Raw genomic sequence first — 18662 nt, 5'->3', positions numbered from 1 at the left:
GGAAGGCGGTTGCCATGGCGGAGCACACGGCCCGTGGAACGGCGGCGGGCGAGCTGGAGGACGGCCGCCTGCTCAAAGAGCTGGAGACCATCCACCGCACGCGCCACGAGACCCTGCTGCACGGGTCGGACGACGCGCTGGCCACGCACACCCAGCGGCTGAAGGAGCTGGAGGAGGAGTACCTCCGGCGCCATCCGCGGCGTGCCACCACCGCCGGCCGGACCCGTACGGGAGCGCGCGCCCGCACCGCGGGCGAGGACTGACACCGGAAGCTGGTCCGCCCCGCGAATGCGCGGGGCGGCACACGCCTTCTGCCCGACGCGGCCCCGGCGAAACCCGGGCGGCCCGAACCGTACGTGCGGGGCGCCCACCCCTCGGTGAGGAGAGGGGAGACGATCACCTATCAGGTGAGCTTTCTTTGCATCGTGTGAGACAGATATGTATCGTACGAGGCGAAGGAGGCTCATTCCATGCGGGAAGAAGAACTGCTCGACGCCGTGGCGCGCGTCCTCGCGGGGGATCACAGCGCCTCGATGGTGCAGATCGCCGCAGGCGTCGGCACCAGCCGCGCCACGCTCGGCCGCCGCTACGCCACGCGCGAGGCGCTGATCAAGGCGGTCGCCGCCCGGTCGATCGAGGTGGTCGACGGCTGCCTCGCCCCCGTCGACCTGCACGCGGAGAGCGCCGACGGCGCATCCTTCGACGCGGCGCTGGAGGAACTGGTCGTCGCCCTGCTGCCCGCCGCCCACCTGTACGGGTTCACCTCGCGCGACGCCACCGTGCTCGCCGACCCCGCGTTCCGCGCCGGGATCGAGCGCCAGGACCAGCGGGCCCTCGCCTTCCTCGCCCTCGGCCAGCGGCTCGGACGGCTGCGCGTCGACCTGCCGCCGTACTGGATCTGGTACTCCCTCTGGGGCCTGCTCGACGCCGCCGCCGAAGGCGTGCGCGACGGCCACCTCGCCCGCCGCGAGATCGGCCGCCTCGTCCTGACGTCCTTCCTCGGGGGAGCGCGTCCCCCCTGGCCGAGGCCCGCCCCCACCGCCTGATCCGCCGCCCCGGGCGGCACCCGTGCACAGACCAGAACGGAACCCCATGCACACCCCCACGCGGGACCCGCGCCGCTGGATCGTCCTGGCGATCCTGTCCGGCAGTCTCCTGCTCATCTCGATGGACACCACGATCCTCAACGTGGCCTTCCCCTCGCTCGTCGCCGACCTCCAGCCCGGCGCCGTGCAGCAGCTGTGGATCATCGACGTCTACGCCCTCGCCCTGTCCGGCCTGCTGGTCACCGCCGGCGCTCTCGGTGACCGCTGGGGCCGCAAGCGGCTCCTGATGACCGGCTTCGCGATCTTCTCCGTGGCCTCGCTGATCGCCGTGTTCTCCACCGAGGCCTGGCACCTGATCGCGGCCCGCGCCCTGCTCGGCATCGGTGGCGCGGCCATCATGCCGTCCACCCTCTCGATCCTGCGCACCGTCTTCACCGACGCCAAGGAGCGCGCCTTCGCGCTCGCCGTGTGGGCCGCCGTCTTCGGTGGCGGCATGGCCTTCGGCCCGGTCGTCGGCGGCCTCCTGGTCCAGGACTACGGCTGGCACTCCGCCTTCCTCCTCAACCTCCCCGTCGCCGCGCTGATCGTCGCGGCCGGCCTGCGCTACCTGCCCGAATCCCGCAACCCGCGCAGCACCGGCCGCTGGGACTGGGCCGGTGTCGCCCAGTCGATCGTCGGCATGCTCGCCCTCGCGGGCGGCATCAAGGAGCTCGGCAAGGCCGGCGCCGGCGACCCGCTGCCGTGGGCCCTGCTGGCCGTGGCCGTCGTCGCGCTCACCGTGTTCGTCCGCCGCCAGCTGCGCGTGGACAACCCGCTGCTCCAGGTGCGGCTGTTCGCCAAGCCCGCCTTCAGCGTCGCCGCCACCGCGATCTTCCTGCCGATGATGGGGATGGGCGCGATCCTCTTCCTCGTCACCCAGTGGTTCCAGTACGGCCAGGGGTACACCCCGCTGGAGGCCGGACTGCGGCTGCTGCCCGCCCCGCTCGCCCTGATCTGCGCCTCGATGGTCGCGCCCACGCTGATGCAGCGCTTTCCGATCCGGCACGTCCTCGGTGCCGGCCTGGTGGTCCTCGCGGCCGGCATGGCCCTGCCCTGGAGCCTCCAGCAGTTCACCGGCCTCGGCTACCCGGCGTTCGCGGCGGCCCTGACGGTCATGGGCCTGGGCGCGGGCCTCGCGACCACCGTGGCCTCCGTGACCCTGGTCTCCACCGCACCCGCCGACGAGGTCTCCAGCGCCGCGGCGATAGAGGAGACCTGCTACGAGCTGGGCTCCGCGATGGGCGTGGCCGTCCTCGGCAGCACCGCCGCCTCCCTCTACCGGGGCAACCTGCCGGTGCTCGACCTGGACGGCCCGGCCGCCGATGCCGTACGGGACTCCGTGGGCGAGGCCGCGCACACCGCGCAGCAGCTGGGCGGAGCCGTGGGGCAGGCCCTGTTGGAGACGGCCTCGCAGGCCTACACGCTGGCGATCACCCCGGCGTTCCTGATGGCCGGAGCCCTCGCGGTCGCCGCCGCGGTCACCACCTGGGCGCTGATCCCGCACGACCTCCAGCCCACCGAGGACCACTGACCCGTCGGCCACCCCGGCCGTACGGCCCCCCCGGTCCGCCGGTCCGCCGCTCCCGGTCCGCCGCTCCCGGCACCGCCCTCACCGCGGCGCCGGGAGCGGTCCCGTCCGCGGGGACCCGGCCCGGACCGGCGCCGGGTGCGGGGCCGCCGGGGCCGGGCCCAGCGTGGTCGTGCCCGGGGCCGCCGCGCGGTGCCCGAGCCCGGTGCGGTACGCGTCCATCGCCGCCTCGGTGCGGCCCGCCCGCCGCAGCAGGTCACCGAGCAGCCGGCACACGTCCGCCAGATCGCCGTCCGCCCCGCTGCGCTCCAGGAGCGACAGCGCCCGTACGAAGTGCTCCTCGGCCGCCTCCGTCTCCCCGCGCTCCTGTGCGACCAGCCCGAGCAGCCGGTGCGCGCCCCCCGCGTGCACCGCCGCCGCGGCCACGCTCCCGCCGGCCGCGTCCGGTTCCAGCAGCCCCGAGACCAGGTGCACCGCCTCGTCGTACCGGCCGAGCCGCCGCAGCACATCGGCCAGCTCCACCTCCACCTGCGCGGTGTACAGCGCCGCCCGCCGGGCCGTCAGCATCTCCCGCGCGCACCGCAGCTCCCGCTCGGCCGCGTCCAGCTCCCCGTGCTGCGCCCGGACGTACCCGCGCATCCAGTGGCAGTGCGCCAGGTCCGTGCGCAGCCGCAGTTGCCGGTACACCGCCTGGGCCTTGGCCAGCGCGGCGTCGGCGTCGGCCGTCCGCCCGTCGGCGAGGAACGTCCGCGCCACCTGCCGGTGCATCCCCGCCACCAGCGCGGGGTCCCCGACCTGCGGGGCCAGCGCCAGCGCGAGTTCGGCGGCCTGCGCCGCCCGGGTCCGCGCGCCCATGTCGAGGTACGGGCCGATCACCGCGGTGTAGAGCAGAAGCAGCGCCTCCGGATCCCCGAGGCCGCCCGCGTTCAGCGCGTCGATCGCGGACTCCAGCAGGTAGCAGGCGTAGCGCAGTTCACCGGCGAGCAGGTGCACGACCGCGCGGCCGCGCACGGCCCGCGCCCGCCGCGGCAGCGGCTCCCCGGACAGCAGCACTTCCGCCGCCTCGAAGTGCCCGGCGGCCTCGGTGAGCGCCCCGGACTCCAGGGCGCACTCGCCGAGTCCGAGCAGCGCCTCGGCCCGCTCGTCGGTGAGGCCCAGGCGCTCCGCCTCGGCGAGCAGCCGGCCGAACTGCGGGGCCGCCTCCTGCGCCGTACCGGTGGCGAGGGTGCTCTGGGCGTCGGTCAGGGCGAGGCGCAGCGCGGTGGCCAGGCCGGCGGGCCGCCCCGTGGCCAGCTCCTCGAACGAGGTCCCGAGCCGTCCGGCGAGGAAGCGCAGGGCGGTCTCCGAGGGCCGCACCTTCCCCGCCTCCAGGGTGGACACGTAGGCGGGGGTGTAGTCGGGCTGCGCCAACTGCCGCTGGGTCAGCCCGCGTTCCCCGCGCAGCCGCTGCACCCTGCGCCCGATCTCGGCCGGTTCGTCCATGAAATCCCCTCGCTGTGCTGCCGCTGGCTCCAACTCCCCAGTATCGAGCGGGAGTCACCCATTGCGCACGCCCCGCGCGCCGCCTAATTTAAGCAGCCGGTTCAGCAGACTTAAGTTCGCGCTTAATTCGCTTCTCCGACCCCCCACCCCACTCCTGCTCCAGGCGGAGGACTTCATGACACCAGCCGTCCGGCCGGCCCTGCGCGCGGCCCTCGCCGCGCTCTGCGCGGGCGCCGCACTCCTGACCGCGACCGCGCCCGTCGCGGCGGCCGACCCGCCCCACCGCACCGCCGTCGAGGTCGAGATACCCGGTCCGGAGCACGGCGGCGAAGCCGGCTCCGGGCACGTCCGGGTGCCGGCCGCCGGGCCCGCCAAGGCCGCCTCCCGCCTCTCGGGGGCCGCCCGGGAGGCCGACGGCCAGGTCACCAAGATGATCGACAACGGCCCCACCGCGGACCGGCTGGACGTGGTCGTGATCGGCGACGGCTACACCGCCGACCAGCTCGGGCAGTTCCACGCCGACGCCCGCGCCAAGTGGGCCGAGGTCACGGCCGTCGAGCCCTACACGACCTACCGCGACCTCTTCAACGTCTGGACCGTGGACGCCGTCTCGGCCCAGTCCGGGGTCTCCGGCGACCCGGGCCCGGACGCCGTCCGCGACACCGCGCTCGGCTCGTACTTCTGGTGCGAGTCCATCGAGCGGCTGCTGTGCGTGGACCAGCCCAAGGTGGACGCGTACGTGGCCAAGGCGCCCGCAGCCGACCTGGTCATCGTCCTCGCCAACAGCGCCAAGTACGGCGGGGCCGGGTACAACGAGCCCAGTGCCACCCTCGGTTACGAGGGGATCTCCACCGCGTCCGCCGGACACCCCAAGTCCGGTCAGGTGGCCATCCACGAGACCGGACACTCCCTCGGCAAGCTCGCCGACGAGTACTCCTACCCGGGCGTGCCGGACTACGAGAAGTACACCGGCCCCGAGCCCGCCGACGCCAACACCTCCACGCTGGACGCCGACCGGATGGCGGCGCAGCGGGCCAAGTGGTACCGCTGGCTGGGCGAACCGTCCCCCGACGGCGGGACCGTCGGCGCGTACGAGGGCGGCGGCTACTACGTCACCGGCCTCTACCGCCCCACCGACAGCTCGATCATGCGTGTGCTGGGGAAGCCCTTCAACCTCCCGGGAGTCGAGGCGATGATCGGCGGGTTCCACCGCCACGCGAACCTCGTCACCGCGCTCACCCCCACCGACCGCGTCCTGCGGCCGCGGCACACCGCGAAGGCGGCCGTTCCGCACCTGGCCGGAGCGGACGGACGGCAGCCGGTGGTGCGCTGGTACCTCGACGGACGGGAACTCAAGCGGTTCGCGGGCCGGGACGAGGTGCGCGTGGCCGACCTGTGGCTGCTCGACCTGCGGGCCCACAAGCTGACGGTGACCGCCGAGGACCGGACTCCCGCGGTCCGCGATCCCGCGGTCGCCCGCACCCTCACGTCGACGGTGAGCTGGACCGTCCGGCTCTGACGCGGGTGCGGGCGCGGGCGCGCGCGGCCGGGTGACGGCGCCGGTTCAGGGGCGTCGCGGCCCGGCCGCGTACGTCCAGAACGCTCGCATCACCGCGGGCGGGGTCGGGCCGTTCATCTCCAGCTGGGTCAGCAGGACGGCGGCCGTCCCGGTGGACGGCACGATGTGCGCGGCCGTGCCCGTACCCCCCACCCAGCCGTAGCGGCCGGGGACGTTCCACGGATCCCGTGCCGCGACGTCCACGGAACCGCCGAAGCCCCAGCCCTGCCCCTCCAGGAACAGCTCGCCGCCCTTGCGCTGGGCCGGTGTCAGCCAATCGGTCGTCATCTGCCCTACGGAAGAGGGCTTCAGCAGCGCCCGCCCGTCGTCGGCGCGCCCTCCGGCGAGCAGCATCCGCGCGAAGGCGAACAGGTCGGGGGCGGTGGAGACCAGACCGCCCGCGCCCGAAGGGAACGCGGGCGGGCGGCTCCACTGGCCGTCGGGGGCGTCCACCAGCTCCGGCGCACCCCCCTCGGGCCCGGCGCGGTAGTAGCCCGTGAACCGGCCGAGCACGCCCTCCGGGACCGAGAACGCGGTGTCGGCCATCCCGAGCGGCCCGAAGATCCGCTCCGCCAGGAACCCGGACAGCGGCCGCCCCGAGACCCGGGCGATCAGCACGCCGAGCACGTCGGAGCAGGTGTTGTACAACCACGCCTCGCCCGGCTGGTGCAGCAGCGGGATCCGGGACAGGGCCGCCATCCACTCGTCGGGCGCCGCGATCCGCTGCGGCTCCGGGGACCCCTGCCGGAGCTCGCTGAACAGCAGCCCGACGGCCGGGTGGCTGAAGTCGGACGGGAAGCCCCAGCCGGCCCGGAAGGTCAGCAGGTCCTCGACCGTGACGGGCCGCCGGGCCGGCACGACGTCGTCGACGGGCCCGCCGGGCCGGCGGACGACCACCGGCGAGGCCAGTTCCGGCAGCCAGGGCGCCACCGGGGCGTCCAGGGTCAGCAGACCCTCCTCGGCGAGCATCAACACCGCGGCGGCGATGACCGGCTTGGTCAGCGACGCCACCCGGAAGAGCGAGTCCGGGGCCATCGGCGTGTCCCCGCCGGCCTCCGCGTGGCCGAGGGCCACGGACTCGACCCGGTCGCCGTGCGCCACCAGGGCCACCGCCCCGGGCGCCGCCGCGCCGCCCACGTACGGTTCCAGGACCTCGCGCAGACCGCTCATGGCTTCACCTTCCGGAGGACGGGGTGGGGGCGGGCGCCGGGAGCGCGTCCCACGGGGCGCAGTGGTGTGCGGAGGCCGCGTCGACGCCGGGCGGCGGGTGGAGCGGGCATCCGGCACGGCGGCGTCCTCCTGGACGACGGGACCGGCCCACTCTCCCGCGCGGGCCGTCCCCGGGAGGCGACGGCCGGGGGCGTGTCCGGCCCCTCAGCCCCGTACGGGCGCGGCACAGACCCGTTTGCCCGCCCCGAATGGCGCAGTGCCGGTCCGTGGCGCTGAATGTAACGAAGCGTGCGATTCCCATGACGCACGATGACCGGCGCGCGACGTGTAGACCCGCGTGTCGGCGAACGGAGCTTTCCATGAATGACCCCAGCACCCTCGCGGCCGCCCCACACGACGACCGCGACGGTCCACTCCTCACTCCGGCCCCCACTCCGGCCCCCACCCCGGACCGACCCCCGGCCGGCACCTCCGCCGGCACCCCGGCCGCCGCCGACGGAGCCCCGTCGGTCACCGCACGGGACGTCGCCCTCCCGGCGAGCATCCTGGGGCCCGACACGGCTCCCGAGGGGCTTCCCGGCGGGCCCGCCGACGGATCTCCCGCCGCGGTCCGGCCCACCCGGCCGCCCCTCGCACCGCCCCCGCCCCCGGAGCGCCGGCCCGTACCCGCGGCGCCCCCCGCGCCGGTGACCGTACCGGCCCGGGAGCGGGGCGCGTTGCGCCACGTCCTGCGCTGGCCCACGGCCGCCGCGCTGTTGCTGTGCGGGGTCCTGCACCTGCCGCAGGACCCGGCCGCGGCCCTGCCCGGCGGGGACCCCGCCCGGTGGACGGCACCGGCYGCGGCCCTGCTGTGCCTCCTCGTCGGCGGGCTGCTGGCCATACGCGACACCGCGGTGGTCTGGCGGGTCACGGCCGTGGCCGCCCTCGCGGTGGTCACCCTGCACGTCGTGGGCGGTCTGGTGTTCTTCGACCCCCTCCTGGGCGCGCTCGGCGGGGCGTACCCCTGGGCCGGCGTCACCGCGGTGCTCTGCCCCGGCGCCGGGGCGGTCCTGGCCGGCCTGGCGCTGACGTACCGGCCGGCGCACACGGGGGCGGGCGGTACCGCCTGACCCCACCCGGACGAGGGGCCCCGGCCGCTTACTGCGCGGCCGGGGCCCCTCTCACCGTGCCAGCAGGTTCACCGCGCCCGTGAACACCCCGGGCAGGCGGGCCGCCAGCGGAACCACCCGCCCGGCCAGCGCCGGCCGTCCGCGCGCCCACAGCAGGCCCGAGGTCAGGACGCGGTACGCCCGCGACAGGTCCCGCCAGGCGCGCTCGTACTCCTGCGGCCGGCCCGCGCGCACGCACCGCACGGCCTCACCCGCCGCCGCGACGGCCAGGGTCAGCCCCTCCCCGGTCAGCGCGTCCACGTACCCGGCCGCGTCCCCGACGAACAGCACCCGCCCCGACACCCGGGCCCGCGCCCGCTGGCGCAGCGGCCCGGCGCCGCGCACCCCGGCGTCCGGCGCGGGGGGCGGAAGCCGGGCCGCCAGCGCCGGGAAGCGGTCGGCCAGCTGGACGTCGAACGGCGCCTGCCGCGAGGTCAGCACCGCCACACCGATCCGGTCCGGCCCCAGCGGGGTCACGTAGGCCTCGCAGTCGTGCGCCCAGTGCACCTCCACCAGGTCGCTCCACGGGGCCACGGGGTAGTGCCGGCGCAGTCCGTACCGCGCGGGCCGCCCCGCCGGGGCCGGTACCGCCAGGCCCAGGGCGCGCCGCACCGGGGAGTGCAGTCCGTCCGCCGCCACCAGGTACCGGGCCGTCAGGCCGCCCGCGCCGACCCGGTGTCCGTCCTGGCGGACCTCGTCGGCCCGCCGCGCGACGATCCGTACGCCCAGCTCCCCGGCCCGCGCGGCGAGCGCCGCCTGGAGTTCGGTACGGCGGGTGCCGCGCCCGGGGCCGGAGCCGAACAGCCCCTCCGCGCTCCGGCCGGTGACCCCGTCCACGTAGCGGATCCCGTGGAAGGGCCGGCCGCGCACCGGTACGCCCAGTTCCTCGAACCGGCGGACGGCGCCCGGCATCAGACCCTCCCCGCAGGCCTTGTCGATCGGGGTGGGCCGCGGTTCGAGGACGACCACCTCCAGCCCGGCCAGCGCCCCGTGGATCGCGGTCGCCAGTCCCGCCGGGCCGCCGCCCGCGACCAGCAGGTCGATCACGGCGCGACCCCCGGGATGCCGGAGGCCCTCGCGATGCCCGGATCCGCCGCGTCGGGGGCGGCGGGCCGCCCCGCGCCGCCGCAGGTGGCCAGAGCCCGGTCCTCGCAGGTGATCCGGACCCGCAGCAGCAGGGCGTTGAGCACCGTGAACGCGGTCGCCGTCAGCCACGCCGAGTGCACCAGGGGCAGCGCGAGCCCCTCGGCCACCACCGCCACGTAGTTGGGATGCCGCAGCCACCGGTACGGCCCGCCCGTGACCAGCGGCAGCCCGGGGACCACGAGCACCCGGGTGTTCCAGCGCGGCCCGAGCGTGGCGACGCACCACCAGCGCAGGCCCTGCGCCGCCACCGCGAGGCCGAGCGCCGTCCAGCCGAGGGCGGGCAGGAACGGCCGGTACGGGGCTTCCAGCGCGCAGCCCGCGAGCAGGGCGACGTGCAGCGCGACCATGGCCGGGTAGTGGCCGCGGCCGTACTCCCGGGCGCCGCGCGCCAGGCTGCGGACGGCGTTGCGCCGGGCGGTGACCAGTTCGGCGATCCGCTCGGCCGCCACCAGGGCGAGGAGCAGGAGGTAGGGGGTCGTGGGCATCAGGACCTCACCAGCGCAGCAGGACGAGTTCGGAGGCGAAACCCGGGCCGAAGGCCAGCATCAGCCCGACCGATCCGGGCGGTGGCGGACCGGCGGCCTCGACGGAGCCGAGGATGTGCAGGACGGACGCGGAGGAGAGGTTGCCCGCCACGGCCAGGGAGCGGCGGCTGTGCGCGAAGGCGCGCTCCGGCAGTCCCAGGGCCTCGGCCAGCACGTCGAGGATCTTCGGGCCGCCGGGGTGGCAGATCCAGGTGTCGACGTCCGAGGGCTTGAGGTCGTGCCCGGCGAGGAAGGACTCGACCTCCTCCACCACGTGCAGCCGCACCAGCTCCGGCACCTCGCGGCCCAGCACCATCCGGAAGCCCCAGTGGCCGATGTCCCAGCCGAGCAGGTGCTCGGTGCCCGGGTAGAGGCGGCTGCGCGCGGCCACCACCACGGGCCCGGCGCCGGTGTCGTGCAGGGGATGGCCGGCCCCCACCGCCAGCAGGGCCCCGGCGCCGTCCCCGAAGAGCGCCCCGGCCACCAGGTTCGCCATCGAGGTGTCGGTGGGCTGGAGGGTGAGCGAGCAGAGTTCGGTGGACAGCAGCAGTGCAGCCAGCCCGGGACGGCCCGTCAGCTGTTCGTGCAGCAGCCCGAGTCCGGCCGCGCCGCCCGCGCAGCCGAGGCCGAAGAGCGGCATCCGGCGCACGTCGGGGCGCATCCCGGTGCGGGCCACCAGCCGGGCCTCCAGGGAGGGGGTGGCCAGCCCGGTGACGGTCGTCGAGAGCACCAGGTCGATCTCCCCGGCCGTCAGCGCGGCACCGGCCAGGGCGCGTTCCACGGCGGCGGCGCCGAGGTCCAGGGCTGCGCGGACGAAGAGGGCGTTGGAGGCGCCGAAGTCGGTGCCCGGACCGTAGCGTTCCAGCGGGAGCGCGAGGTGACGGGAGTCGACCCGCACCGAGGCGTGCACGCGGCGCAGCAGGGCGGGGTCGGTGCCGGGCGGCAGACAGCGGGCGAGCGCCTCCGTGATCTGCGGCTGGGGGTACAGGTGGGGTGGGAACACGCTGCTCACTGCCAGGACACGTGTCATTGGCCCAACATAGGGAATAACGGCCGCCATCCGGCGAACGGCGCGAAGGGTGCGTAACGGGCGTGCCGTCACGGCGTAGCGTGACGGCGTGCCCGCCCCTGGTCCTGCTCCCGTGCCCGCCCCTGGTCCTGCTTCCGGTCCCGCCGCTGCTCCTGCTCCTGGTCCCGCCTCCGGTCCTGCTCTTGGTCCCGCCCCCGGTCCCGTCTCCGGGCCGGCCGCCGTCCTTCCTCCGGCGCTGCCCGCCACGCCCGTCGCCCTCGTGGGCGGACTGATGCGGGCCTGTCACCCCGTCCCCGCCGCCGGCGTCACCCTCTTCGCGGGGGCGCTGGCCGTCGCGGCCGGGCGCGGGCCCGCCGGCACCGCCCTGACGGCCGCCGCGGTGGCGGCGGGGCAGCTGTCGGTCGGCTGGTCCAACGACCGGGCCGACCTGCTGCGCGACCGCGCCACCGGCCGCCGCGACAAACCCCTGGCGACGGGCGTCCTGCCCGCCGCCGCCGTGAACCGCGCCGCCGTCGGCGCGCTGCTCCTGTGCGTGCCGCTGTCGCTGGCCGCGGGGTCGCTCGCGGGCACCGCGCACCTCGTGGGGGTCGGCGCCGCCTGGGCCTACAACCTGCGGCTCAAGGCCACGGCCGCCTCCTGGGCCCCGTACGCCCTCGCCTTCGGGCTGCTCCCGGCCTTCGTGACGCTCGCCCTGCCCGGAGGGCCCTGGCCGCCCCTGTGGCTGACCGGCGCCGCCGCCCTGCTCGGCGCGGGCGCCCACTTCGCCAACGTCCTCCCGGACATCGCCGACGACCTCGCCACCGGGGTGCGCGGCCTGCCCCAGCGGCTCGGCGCCCGCCGGTCGGCCGCGGTCGCCGCCGGGCTGGTCCTCGCCTCCACGGCCTGCCTGCTCCTCGGCCCGCCGGGCCCGGTCGGTCCGTACGGCCCGTGGCTGCTCGTGCTGACCTGCGCGCTGCTGTACGGCTCGGCCCGGGCGGGCGGCCGGATGCCGTTCCTGGCCACGATGGGGGTCGCGGGGGCCGACGTGCTGCTGCTCCTGGTCCTCGGCAGGGGACTCCGCTGACCCGTGTCAGACGCGGGTGCGGGTCCACTCCAGGAGCCGCTCCGCGGACCAGGTGTTGACCACGCGGCCGGTGGGCACCCCGCATTCCACGGCCCGCTCGCAGCCGACGATCTGCCAGTCGAGCTGGCCCGGGGCGTGCGCGTCGGTGTCGATGGCGAAGAAGGTGCCCGCCGCCACGGCCAGGCGCAGCAGCCGCCGGGGCGGGTCCAGCCGCTCGGGCCTGCTGTTGATCTCCACGGCGGTGCCGGACTCCGCGCACGCCGCGAACACCCGCGCGGCGTCGAACTCCGACTCGGGGCGCGTCCGGCCCGTGACGAGGCGTCCCGTGCAGTGTCCCAGCACGTCCATGAGGGGGTTGCGCACCGCCGCCAGCAGCCGGCGCGTCATGGCCGGGGCCTCCATCCTCAGCTTCGAGTGCACCGATCCCACCACCAGGTCGAGCTCGTCCAGCAGCTCGGGCTCCTGGTCGAGGGAGCCGTCGGGCAGGATGTCGCACTCGATGCCGGTGAGCAGCCGGAACGGCGCCCACGCCGCGTTCAGCTCCGCCACGGTCCGCAGCTGTTCGCGCAGCCGTTCGGCCGTCAGGCCCCGGGCGACCGTCAGATGCGGCGAGTGGTCGGTCAGCGCCGCCCAGTCGTGTCCGAGGGCGGCGGCGGCCCTGCCCATGGCCTCGATCGGGCTCCCGCCGTCCGACCAGTCCGAGTGCACGTGGCAGTCCCCGCGCAGGGCCGCGCGCAGGGCCGCGGCGGCGGGGGTGGGCGGCGGTCCCGCGGGCATCGCGGCGACCTCGTCCTCCAGGGCCCGCAGGTACTCCGGGACGTCACCGGCCAGTGCCTCGCTCACCACGCGGGCCGTCTTCGGTCCGATGCCCTTCACCGATTCGAGGGAGCCGGTCGCGGCCCGCTCGGCCGTCTCCCGCTCGCCCATGTGGGTCACGGCGGCGGCCGCGGTACGGAAGGCCCGCACCCGGTACGTGGGGGCCTGCGCGCGCTCCAGCAGGAAGGCGATCCGGTCCAGCGCCGCCACGGGGTCCATGGGGCACCTCCTCCCGGGCCAGTGTCGCAACGGGCCGTCCGCCCCGCGACCGGCGCCCCGCGACCGGTGACGGGCGACCGGTGACGGGCGGACGGTGACGGGCGGACGGGAGCAGCCGTCCGGCGACCGGCTGCTCCCGCGGGTGGCTCAGCCGCCGGAGGTGAGGGTGAACAGGGCCCCGTCGGGGTCGCGGAGCGCGATGGAGCGTTCCGTCCCGGTCGTGGTGACCACCGAGACGGTGCGCCCGCCGAGGTCGAGGGCCGCTTCCACGGCCGCGTCCAGTTCCGGGACGCGGAAGTGGACGTGCCAGCGGGGCCGGGTGTACGGGTTGTAGGCGCCGGGCTCCACCGGGCCGCTGTCCAGCCGGGCGACCGGATCGCCGTCGTGGCGCAGGACGACCTGCTCCTGCTCGTAGGAGACCTCGCAGCAACCGGGGCGGCCCGTGGCCCACTCCAGCACCTCGCCGTAGAAGAGCGCGGCGTCGAAGGCGTTGCGGGTGCGCAGCTCCAGCCAGGCCGGGGCCGGTCCCTTGCCCACGCGCCAGCCGGCGGCGACGGGCCCGGCCCAGATCCCGAAGACCGCGCCGTCCAGGTCGGCGACCAGGGCGGCCCGGCCGCCCGAGGGGAAGGAGACCGGCCCGACCGCGACCGTCCCGCTGCGCTCGCGGACCCGGCTCGCGGCCACGTCGGCGTCGTCGACGGCGAAGTAGGGGGTCCAGGCCACCGGCACGGCCAGGTCGACGGCCAGGGCGCCGATGCCGGCGACCGGGACGCCGTCCAGCACGGCCACCGAGAACCCCTCGCCGAGCCGCGCGGGCCGGAAGGTCCAGCCGATGACCGCGCCGTAGAAACGCTGGGAGGCTTCCAGGTCGCGGGCCATCAGGCTCACCCAGCAGGGGGCGCCGAAGACGTCCTTCGCAGAAATTTCCACAGACAAGAAGTAGCGCCCGCCGCCCCCCGGGGCCGTGCAGGCGCGCCAGCGGGTCATCACCACCAGTAGGCGGGGTACCTCGGTGCCTTGCGGCGGACGCGGGAACCGGCGTAACCGGTGAGGACGAGGAGCACGGTGGATCCGAAGAGCAGGGGCACGAACCGGGCGGGCGTCGGGGTCTGCAGGACGGTCACCACGGCGGTGGCCACGGCCGGGGAGTGCGGGGTGCGGGCGAGGGTGAGCAGGGCGAGGGTGAGCCCGGCCGCCAGGGCCGCCGCCCAGGCGCTGCTGCCCGCCGCCGCGAGGACGGCGTATCCGGCGGCGGCGCCGATCAGATGGCCGACGACCACGCCGCGCGGCTGGGCCAGCGGCAGGGTGGGGGCGCTGTGGATCAGGGCGGCACTCGCGGCCAGCGGGGGGATGAGCACCGGCTCGTGGATCATCGCGCCGATCGCGACGAGGGCCAGCAGCACCGTCGTCGCCGCGCTGACGCTGTGGACGGCGGCGGCCGCGCTCGGCCGGGCCGGGGCCCGGGGCACGGTCGGGCGGGGATCGGCGGCAGTGGTGACGGACGGGGTGGCGGTGGCGGTACCGGGGTTCATTGCAGGGTGGGTTCCGGGGCAGGAGGGCAGGGCGGCGGGGAACAGCGCGGGGAGCCGGGCCGCGGCCCGGTGATCGACCTCGGGCCGGGCCGCGCGTCCGTTCCGTGTACGGCCGACGCGATCCGGCCACGATTTTATCGTTCAGCCGTGCGACGGCGGCGGCGGGGGTGGCCCCGGCACCCGGGCGATGGGCGCGAGAACCCCTGGGCCCCGGCCCCGATCGTGTATGACTGCGGGGGCACGCGCGGACGGAAGGAAGGACCGGCATGACGACGCACCCGGACCCCACCGGGGTTCTGGCCGACCTCGACGCGGTGATCGCGGGCGCCCCCGAAGGGGCCACCGGCGCACTGTGGCGGCTGACCGCGGCGGCACGGGGACTGGACGCCAACCTGATCCGCCTGCGCCCCGGCGCCGTCATCGCGGAGCACGCCGAGCCCGCCCTCGACGTCCTGCTCGTGGTCGTCGACGGCGCCGGACGGATCGACACCGAGGGCCGCGCCCACCGGCTGCGCCCGCACTCGGCCGTCCTGCTCGCGCGCGGTGCGCGGCGCTCGCTGACCGCGGGCCCGGGCGGGATGACGTACCTGACGGTGCACACCCGGCGCCCCGGCCTGGGCATCGGGACGGCTGCCGGCCTGGCCGCGGGCGGGGCGGGCGCCGTCGGAGCCGGCCCCGGCGCGCCCGCCGCGCCCCTGGCCACCGGGCTCCGGGCCGAAGGCGGCGAGGCCGCCTGCCTGCTGCACCGGGTCTGTCCCGACTGCGGCCGCCTCGCCACCGAATCCGACGCCCGCTACTGCTCCCGTTGCGGTGCCGGGCTCCCCGACTGAGCCCACCCGGGGCGAGCGGCGGAGGTGCCGGGCCGGCAGGTCCGGGGACGCCCGGCTGACGCCCCGGGGTCGGGGGACGCCCGGCCGGCGCCGGATGCCACGAAATCGTATAATCCGGAATCGTGAAGTCCGAATCCGTGCCGTCCGACTGGTCCGCCCTCCTCGCGCTCCAGCGGGCCACCCACGCCACCCTCCAGGTGCTCGCCGCGGAGCTGGCCGACCTCGACCTGACCCCCTCCGAGATCAACGCGCTGGCCAACCTGGCAGACGGCCGCGCCCGTACCGTGTCCGAACTCGGCGCGGCCGCCGGCACCCGCCCCACCACGCTGACCAGCGTGCTCGACCGCCTGGAACGCCGCGGCCACGTCACCCGGGGCACCCGCCCGGGAGACCGCCGCGCGGTCCTCGTCGAACTCACCCCCTCCGGACGGCGCACCGCCGCCACGATCCGGCGGGCCGTCACCGGCCTGGAGCGCCGGGCCCTCGCCGGCCTCCCCGACGAAGCGGTCGTCGCCCTGCGCAACGCCCTGAACGCTCTCACCGAGGTGTCCTCATGAGCGCCCCCGCGCCCACCCCCGCGCCCACCCCCGCGCCCGTCTCCAAGCCCGTCTCCACGCCCGTCTCCACGCCCGCCCCCACACCCGACTTCGCGTCGCTGCTCGCCGAGGTGAAGGAGGCCACCGGCCGCTTCGGCCATCGCGAACACGTCCACCTGACCTGGCTGGCCGTGCGCCGCCTCGGCGTTCCCGCCGCGGCCGACCTGATCGGCGACGGCATCCGCGCCATCACGGTCCGCGCGGGCGTGCCCGAGAAGTTCCACGCCACCCTCACCCGGGCCTGGGTGGAACTGGTGGGCCACCACGCGGCCGAACCGGACGCGGACGACTTCGCCCGCTTCGCCGACCGCCACCCCCACCTGCTCGACAAGGAGCTGCCGACCCGCTTCTACCGTCCGGGAACGCTCGACTCCCCGCGGGCGCGCGCCGGCTGGGTCGAACCGGACCTCGCCCCCTTCCCCCGGCAGGACACCCGCCCGCACCCGGACACGGCCGCTGCCCGCACGGCCGGGCAGCAGCCGTGACGGGGGAGGACCCCGCGGGCGGACTGGCCGCCGCCGTGGCCGCCGGCGTGCGGGCGCTGCGCGCGGTCGCGCACCTGGACTGGTCCGCCCCGGCGGCGGGACTGGAGTGGAGCTGCCGGGAGACGGCCGTCCACCTGGCCGGTGACCTGACCGGATTCGCCGCGCAGCTCGCGGGCCGGGTCACCCGCTCCTACCTCCCCCTCGCGGTCGGCGCCGCCCCCGGCACCCCGCCCGGCGCCCTGGTCGACCTCGTCGGGGCGAGCGGGCTGCTGCTGGCCGCCGCCGTCCGGGCCGCCCGCCCCGACGACCGGGCCTGGCATCCGGCCGGCTCCGCGGGCCCCGACGGCTTCGCCGCGATGGGAGCCGCCGAACTGCTGCTCCACACCCACGACATCCTCAACGGGCTCGGCGTCACCCACTGGCGCGGCGAGGACCCCGTGGCGGCCCGGGTCCTGGACCGGCTCTTCCCGCACGTGCCGCGCTCGGGGCCGGGTGCCCCCTGGGAGACCCTGCTGGCGGCCACCGGCCGGGCCGGCTTACCGGGTCTGCCCCGGCAGCGGACCTGGCGCTGGTACGGGGACCCGGTCGTGGGCGCCGGCGTCGTGCTCTGCGAGATCTCCCCGTCCCTCGCGCGGGACCTGGCCGACGGCGGCACCGGCGGCTTCACCTGGACGGCCGACGGACCCCCCGAAGGGACGCGCGCCGCCGCCGCGCTGGTGCTCCGGGCCCGGGACCGGGGCGCGTACCGGCCGGGCTGGGGACCGTACGCCATCGTGCGCTCCCGCGATCACCGCGGGATCGGCGTGACCGGCTTCCACGCCGCCCCCGACGCCGACGGCCGCGCCGGGACCGGCTACGACCTGGTCCCCTCCGCCCGCGGCCGCGGACACGCCACCGAGGCTCTGCGCGCGCTGGCCCGCTGGGCCTTCGCCCAGCCCGGCGCGCACGAGCTGTGCGCCACCGTCGACGAGACGGACGAGCCCTCCCGGGCCGTGCTCCGCCTGGCCGGCTTCGAACACCGGGGAGCCGGCCGGTACGCACTGCGCGCGGCGGGGCGCTGACGGACGACCGGGGGCCTCCCGGGTTCGGGTCCCGGGAGGCCGTTCTCGGTGGTCTTCCGACCGCGGATCAGAACCCGCAGTTCGTGACCCACTTGTGCGAGGAGATCCGGTCGTTCCACTCCCACGGGATGTTGCCCGAGGAGCCGTTGGGGGCGCAGGTGGAGGCGCCGCCGTAGCCGATGTTCTCGTAGACGCGGACATCGCCGAGCGAGCCCGCGTAGCCGTTGTTCCACCAGGACGAGGCCCGGTCGTTCATGTCGTAGTTGTTCCCGGCGCCGCACGTGCGCCAGTCGGAGTCGTTGCCGCTCCAGCCGCAGGCCGGGCCGCCCCGGTTGGTGTCCGCCCAGACCCAGTAGTTGCCGTCGGCCGCCACGCCGGAGGCGTCGGCCGGGGCCGCCGAGGCGGTGGTGAGGGTCGCTGGGACCGCGAGCAGCGGAAGGGCGAGCGCGCAGGCCAGCATCGTCTTACGGAACTCAGCCATGGGATCCTCCGGATCGTGTGGTGCTGTCGGTGCTGTCGGTGCTGTCGGTGCTGTCGGTGCTTCGGTCGGATTCGGATGGGGACACGACGCGCTCCGCCCTGGGGAGCGCGTCGTTCTGGAGCCTTCGCCTGAGGTCGATCTCGTCCTGGTGGAGCGCGCGGACTTCATCGCCGTAGGTGTGGTCCAGAGTTCGGGAGACCCGGCTCAGCGGGGTGCCGGTCGCGCAGGTCGCCTCGGTGACCGCGAGGGCGGTCTCGGCCGCGTCGGCCCGCTCCGCCGGCAGTTCCTCGGCCAGGGCGGCCGCCGCCCGCCGGGAGGCCTCGGGGGATTCGTACGGGCGGCCGGACGCCCGCATGCAGGCCGCCCACCGCCCGACCGCCTCCGCGTACCGCGGGTCCCGGCGGACCCGCTCCTCCTGCGCGGGGCGGAGGTTCATCGTGACGACCTTGACGCGGAACCAGGCGGCCAGATCGCCGTACAGGGCGCGCTGCGCCTGCGCGAGGCACCCCTCGGTGCTCGCCGTGAGGGTCATGCCGGTGGGGGCCTCGGCGGAGAGCCCCACCGGCGAGGCCCCCATCAGCGCGGTACGGGCGGCCGCCCGCCCGCGCGCCGACAGCCGGTGGAACCAGCGCTGGTTGGGATCGGCCTGCCGGGCCCGCTCGTCCTCGCGGGCGGCCCGGCCGCCGTAGCCGTTGACCCGGGCCCACTCCACGTCGTCCACCCCGTACGGGAAGGAGCGACGCTCCACCGCCGGGGGGTCGGTGACGGCGTACGCGAACCCGCGCTCCGCCATGCAGCGGCTGATCAGGACCTGCTCGGCCCGCGCCAGCAGCCGGGACGCCCCGGCGTCCGGCTCCGGGGCCGCCGCCGTGGAGCGGGGGGCCGGCGCGGCCGGACCGGGATCCGGC

Annotated in this window: 20 protein-coding genes; 10 read left to right on the top strand and 10 right to left on the bottom strand. The window is 76.4% G+C overall.

Annotated features, from left to right (window positions below; all coding sequences use genetic code 11):
• Positions 1-14 precede the first annotated feature (14 nt).
• From AB4039_RS31850 to AB4039_RS31840, 3 genes are all read left to right on the top strand, one after another.
• Positions 15-263 carry a DUF6158 family protein gene (locus AB4039_RS31850; RefSeq protein WP_266846113.1) on the top strand — a complete coding sequence of 83 codons (249 nt, stop codon included), beginning with the start codon at positions 15-17 and terminating at the stop codon, positions 261-263.
• Positions 264-470: 207 nt separating this feature from the next.
• Positions 471-1046, top strand: coding sequence for a TetR/AcrR family transcriptional regulator (locus tag AB4039_RS31845; protein ID WP_266846114.1), 576 nt, complete (start codon positions 471-473; stop codon positions 1044-1046).
• 46 nt (positions 1047-1092) lie between these two features.
• On the top strand, positions 1093-2616 hold the full coding sequence (locus tag AB4039_RS31840; protein WP_266846115.1) for an MFS transporter: 1524 nt from the start codon (positions 1093-1095) through the stop codon (positions 2614-2616).
• Positions 2617-2694: 78 nt separating this feature from the next.
• Here the strand turns inward: AB4039_RS31840 and AB4039_RS31835 are convergent, their stop codons facing one another.
• Complete coding sequence (locus AB4039_RS31835) at positions 2695-4095, bottom strand: helix-turn-helix transcriptional regulator (RefSeq protein ID WP_266846116.1); 1401 nt, start codon at positions 4093-4095, stop codon at positions 2695-2697.
• A gap of 175 nt (positions 4096-4270) precedes the next feature.
• Here AB4039_RS31835 and AB4039_RS31830 point away from each other — a divergent pair, with 175 nt between their 5' ends.
• A complete protein-coding gene (locus AB4039_RS31830; RefSeq protein WP_266846117.1) occupies positions 4271-5614 on the top strand; it encodes a M64 family metallopeptidase in 1344 nt (447 codons plus the stop codon).
• Positions 5615-5659: 45 nt separating this feature from the next.
• Here AB4039_RS31830 and AB4039_RS31825 read toward each other — a convergent pair whose 3' ends face one another.
• Positions 5660-6823: a serine hydrolase domain-containing protein gene (locus AB4039_RS31825; RefSeq protein WP_442272406.1), complete on the bottom strand. Its 1164-nt coding sequence runs from the start codon at positions 6821-6823 to the stop codon at positions 5660-5662.
• A 359-nt stretch (positions 6824-7182) separates the two neighbouring features.
• On the opposite strand from AB4039_RS31825, the gene AB4039_RS31820 reads away from it, so the two are divergent.
• Positions 7183-7932 carry a hypothetical protein gene (locus tag AB4039_RS31820; protein ID WP_442272405.1) on the top strand — a complete coding sequence of 250 codons (750 nt, stop codon included), beginning with the start codon at positions 7183-7185 and terminating at the stop codon, positions 7930-7932.
• Positions 7933-7983: 51 nt separating this feature from the next.
• Here the strand turns inward: AB4039_RS31820 and AB4039_RS31815 are convergent, their stop codons facing one another.
• Genes AB4039_RS31815 through AB4039_RS31805 form a run of 3 tightly spaced genes read right to left on the bottom strand, consistent with a single transcriptional unit; the run spans position 7984 to position 10671 of the window.
• Positions 7984-9018 carry an NAD(P)/FAD-dependent oxidoreductase gene (locus tag AB4039_RS31815; RefSeq protein ID WP_266846120.1) on the bottom strand — a complete coding sequence of 345 codons (1035 nt, stop codon included), beginning with the start codon at positions 9016-9018 and terminating at the stop codon, positions 7984-7986.
• Complete coding sequence (locus tag AB4039_RS31810; protein ID WP_266846121.1) at positions 9015-9602, bottom strand: isoprenylcysteine carboxylmethyltransferase family protein; 588 nt, start codon at positions 9600-9602, stop codon at positions 9015-9017. Before AB4039_RS31810 ends, AB4039_RS31815 begins: the two co-directional genes overlap by 4 nt.
• 7 nt (positions 9603-9609) lie before the next feature.
• Complete coding sequence (locus AB4039_RS31805) at positions 9610-10671, bottom strand: 3-oxoacyl-[acyl-carrier-protein] synthase III C-terminal domain-containing protein (RefSeq protein WP_266846122.1); 1062 nt, start codon at positions 10669-10671, stop codon at positions 9610-9612.
• A gap of 259 nt (positions 10672-10930) precedes the next feature.
• Between AB4039_RS31805 and AB4039_RS31800 the strand changes: the two genes are divergently transcribed.
• Positions 10931-11734 (top strand): UbiA family prenyltransferase, encoded by an 804-nt coding sequence (locus AB4039_RS31800; RefSeq protein ID WP_266846123.1) that lies wholly within the window; start codon positions 10931-10933, stop codon positions 11732-11734.
• A 6-nt stretch (positions 11735-11740) separates the two neighbouring features.
• On the opposite strand, the gene AB4039_RS31795 is transcribed toward AB4039_RS31800, so the two are convergent.
• From AB4039_RS31795 to AB4039_RS31785, 3 genes are all read right to left on the bottom strand, one after another.
• Positions 11741-12769, bottom strand: a complete 1029-nt coding sequence (locus AB4039_RS31795) for a PHP domain-containing protein (protein ID WP_266846124.1) — start codon at positions 12767-12769, stop codon at positions 11741-11743.
• A gap of 147 nt (positions 12770-12916) precedes the next feature.
• The gene (locus AB4039_RS31790) at positions 12917-13648 is read right to left on the bottom strand and encodes a VOC family protein (protein WP_266846230.1); all 732 of its coding nucleotides are present in this window, start codon (positions 13646-13648) and stop codon (positions 12917-12919) included.
• Between the two features lie 107 nt (positions 13649-13755).
• The gene (locus tag AB4039_RS31785; protein ID WP_442272404.1) at positions 13756-14301 is read right to left on the bottom strand and encodes an HPP family protein; all 546 of its coding nucleotides are present in this window, start codon (positions 14299-14301) and stop codon (positions 13756-13758) included.
• 266 nt (positions 14302-14567) lie between these two features.
• Between AB4039_RS31785 and AB4039_RS31780 the strand changes: the two genes are divergently transcribed.
• The 4 genes from AB4039_RS31780 to AB4039_RS31765 all read left to right on the top strand — a co-directional run bounded on the left by AB4039_RS31780 (position 14568) and on the right by AB4039_RS31765 (position 17273).
• Positions 14568-15131 carry a hypothetical protein gene (locus AB4039_RS31780; RefSeq protein WP_266846126.1) on the top strand — a complete coding sequence of 188 codons (564 nt, stop codon included), beginning with the start codon at positions 14568-14570 and terminating at the stop codon, positions 15129-15131.
• Between the two features lie 122 nt (positions 15132-15253).
• Positions 15254-15688 (top strand): MarR family transcriptional regulator, encoded by a 435-nt coding sequence (locus AB4039_RS31775; protein WP_266846127.1) that lies wholly within the window; start codon positions 15254-15256, stop codon positions 15686-15688.
• A complete protein-coding gene (locus tag AB4039_RS31770; protein ID WP_442272403.1) occupies positions 15685-16212 on the top strand; it encodes a hypothetical protein in 528 nt (175 codons plus the stop codon). The genes AB4039_RS31775 and AB4039_RS31770 overlap by 4 nt, the downstream gene beginning before the upstream one ends.
• Positions 16209-17273, top strand: coding sequence for a GNAT family N-acetyltransferase (locus AB4039_RS31765; RefSeq protein WP_442272402.1), 1065 nt, complete (start codon positions 16209-16211; stop codon positions 17271-17273). The genes AB4039_RS31770 and AB4039_RS31765 overlap by 4 nt, the downstream gene beginning before the upstream one ends.
• A gap of 67 nt (positions 17274-17340) precedes the next feature.
• Here AB4039_RS31765 and AB4039_RS31760 read toward each other — a convergent pair whose 3' ends face one another.
• Positions 17341-17754, bottom strand: a complete 414-nt coding sequence (locus AB4039_RS31760) for a peptidase inhibitor family I36 protein (protein ID WP_266846130.1) — start codon at positions 17752-17754, stop codon at positions 17341-17343.
• On the bottom strand, positions 17747-18662 hold a 916-nt coding region (locus tag AB4039_RS31755; protein ID WP_442272401.1), incomplete at its 5' end, for a hypothetical protein. The genes AB4039_RS31755 and AB4039_RS31760, both read right to left, overlap by 8 nt.

Source organism: Streptomyces sp. M-16, assembly GCF_052114405.1.
In the GTDB taxonomy this organism is placed as follows: Bacteria; Actinomycetota; Actinomycetes; order Streptomycetales; family Streptomycetaceae; genus Streptomyces.
The sequence above is the reverse complement of the archived record's forward strand: the minus strand, read 5'-3'. Positions and strand labels throughout refer to the sequence as shown.

Excerpts from the sequence above, each read along its gene's own strand:
- AB4039_RS31835 (WP_266846116.1), bottom strand. The coding sequence starts at position 4,095 with ATGGACGAACCGGCCGAGATCGGGCGCAGGGTGCAGCGGCTGCGCGGG.
- AB4039_RS31795 (WP_266846124.1), bottom strand. The coding sequence starts at position 12,769 with ATGGACCCCGTGGCGGCGCTGGACCGGATCGCCTTCCTGCTGGAGCGC.
- AB4039_RS31780 (WP_266846126.1), top strand. The coding sequence starts at position 14,568 with ATGACGACGCACCCGGACCCCACCGGGGTTCTGGCCGACCTCGACGCG.
- AB4039_RS31770 (WP_442272403.1), top strand. The coding sequence starts at position 15,685 with ATGAGCGCCCCCGCGCCCACCCCCGCGCCCACCCCCGCGCCCGTCTCC.
- AB4039_RS31845 (WP_266846114.1), top strand. The coding sequence starts at position 471 with ATGCGGGAAGAAGAACTGCTCGACGCCGTGGCGCGCGTCCTCGCGGGG.
- AB4039_RS31850 (WP_266846113.1), top strand. The coding sequence starts at position 15 with ATGGCGGAGCACACGGCCCGTGGAACGGCGGCGGGCGAGCTGGAGGAC.
- AB4039_RS31760 (WP_266846130.1), bottom strand. The coding sequence starts at position 17,754 with ATGGCTGAGTTCCGTAAGACGATGCTGGCCTGCGCGCTCGCCCTTCCG.
- AB4039_RS31810 (WP_266846121.1), bottom strand. The coding sequence starts at position 9,602 with ATGCCCACGACCCCCTACCTCCTGCTCCTCGCCCTGGTGGCGGCCGAG.
- AB4039_RS31785 (WP_442272404.1), bottom strand. The coding sequence starts at position 14,301 with ATGAACCCCGGTACCGCCACCGCCACCCCGTCCGTCACCACTGCCGCC.
- AB4039_RS31830 (WP_266846117.1), top strand. The coding sequence starts at position 4,271 with ATGACACCAGCCGTCCGGCCGGCCCTGCGCGCGGCCCTCGCCGCGCTC.
- AB4039_RS31790 (WP_266846230.1), bottom strand. The coding sequence starts at position 13,648 with ATGGCCCGCGACCTGGAAGCCTCCCAGCGTTTCTACGGCGCGGTCATC.
- AB4039_RS31805 (WP_266846122.1), bottom strand. The coding sequence starts at position 10,671 with ATGACACGTGTCCTGGCAGTGAGCAGCGTGTTCCCACCCCACCTGTAC.
- AB4039_RS31840 (WP_266846115.1), top strand. The coding sequence starts at position 1,093 with ATGCACACCCCCACGCGGGACCCGCGCCGCTGGATCGTCCTGGCGATC.
- AB4039_RS31825 (WP_442272406.1), bottom strand. The coding sequence starts at position 6,823 with ATGAGCGGTCTGCGCGAGGTCCTGGAACCGTACGTGGGCGGCGCGGCG.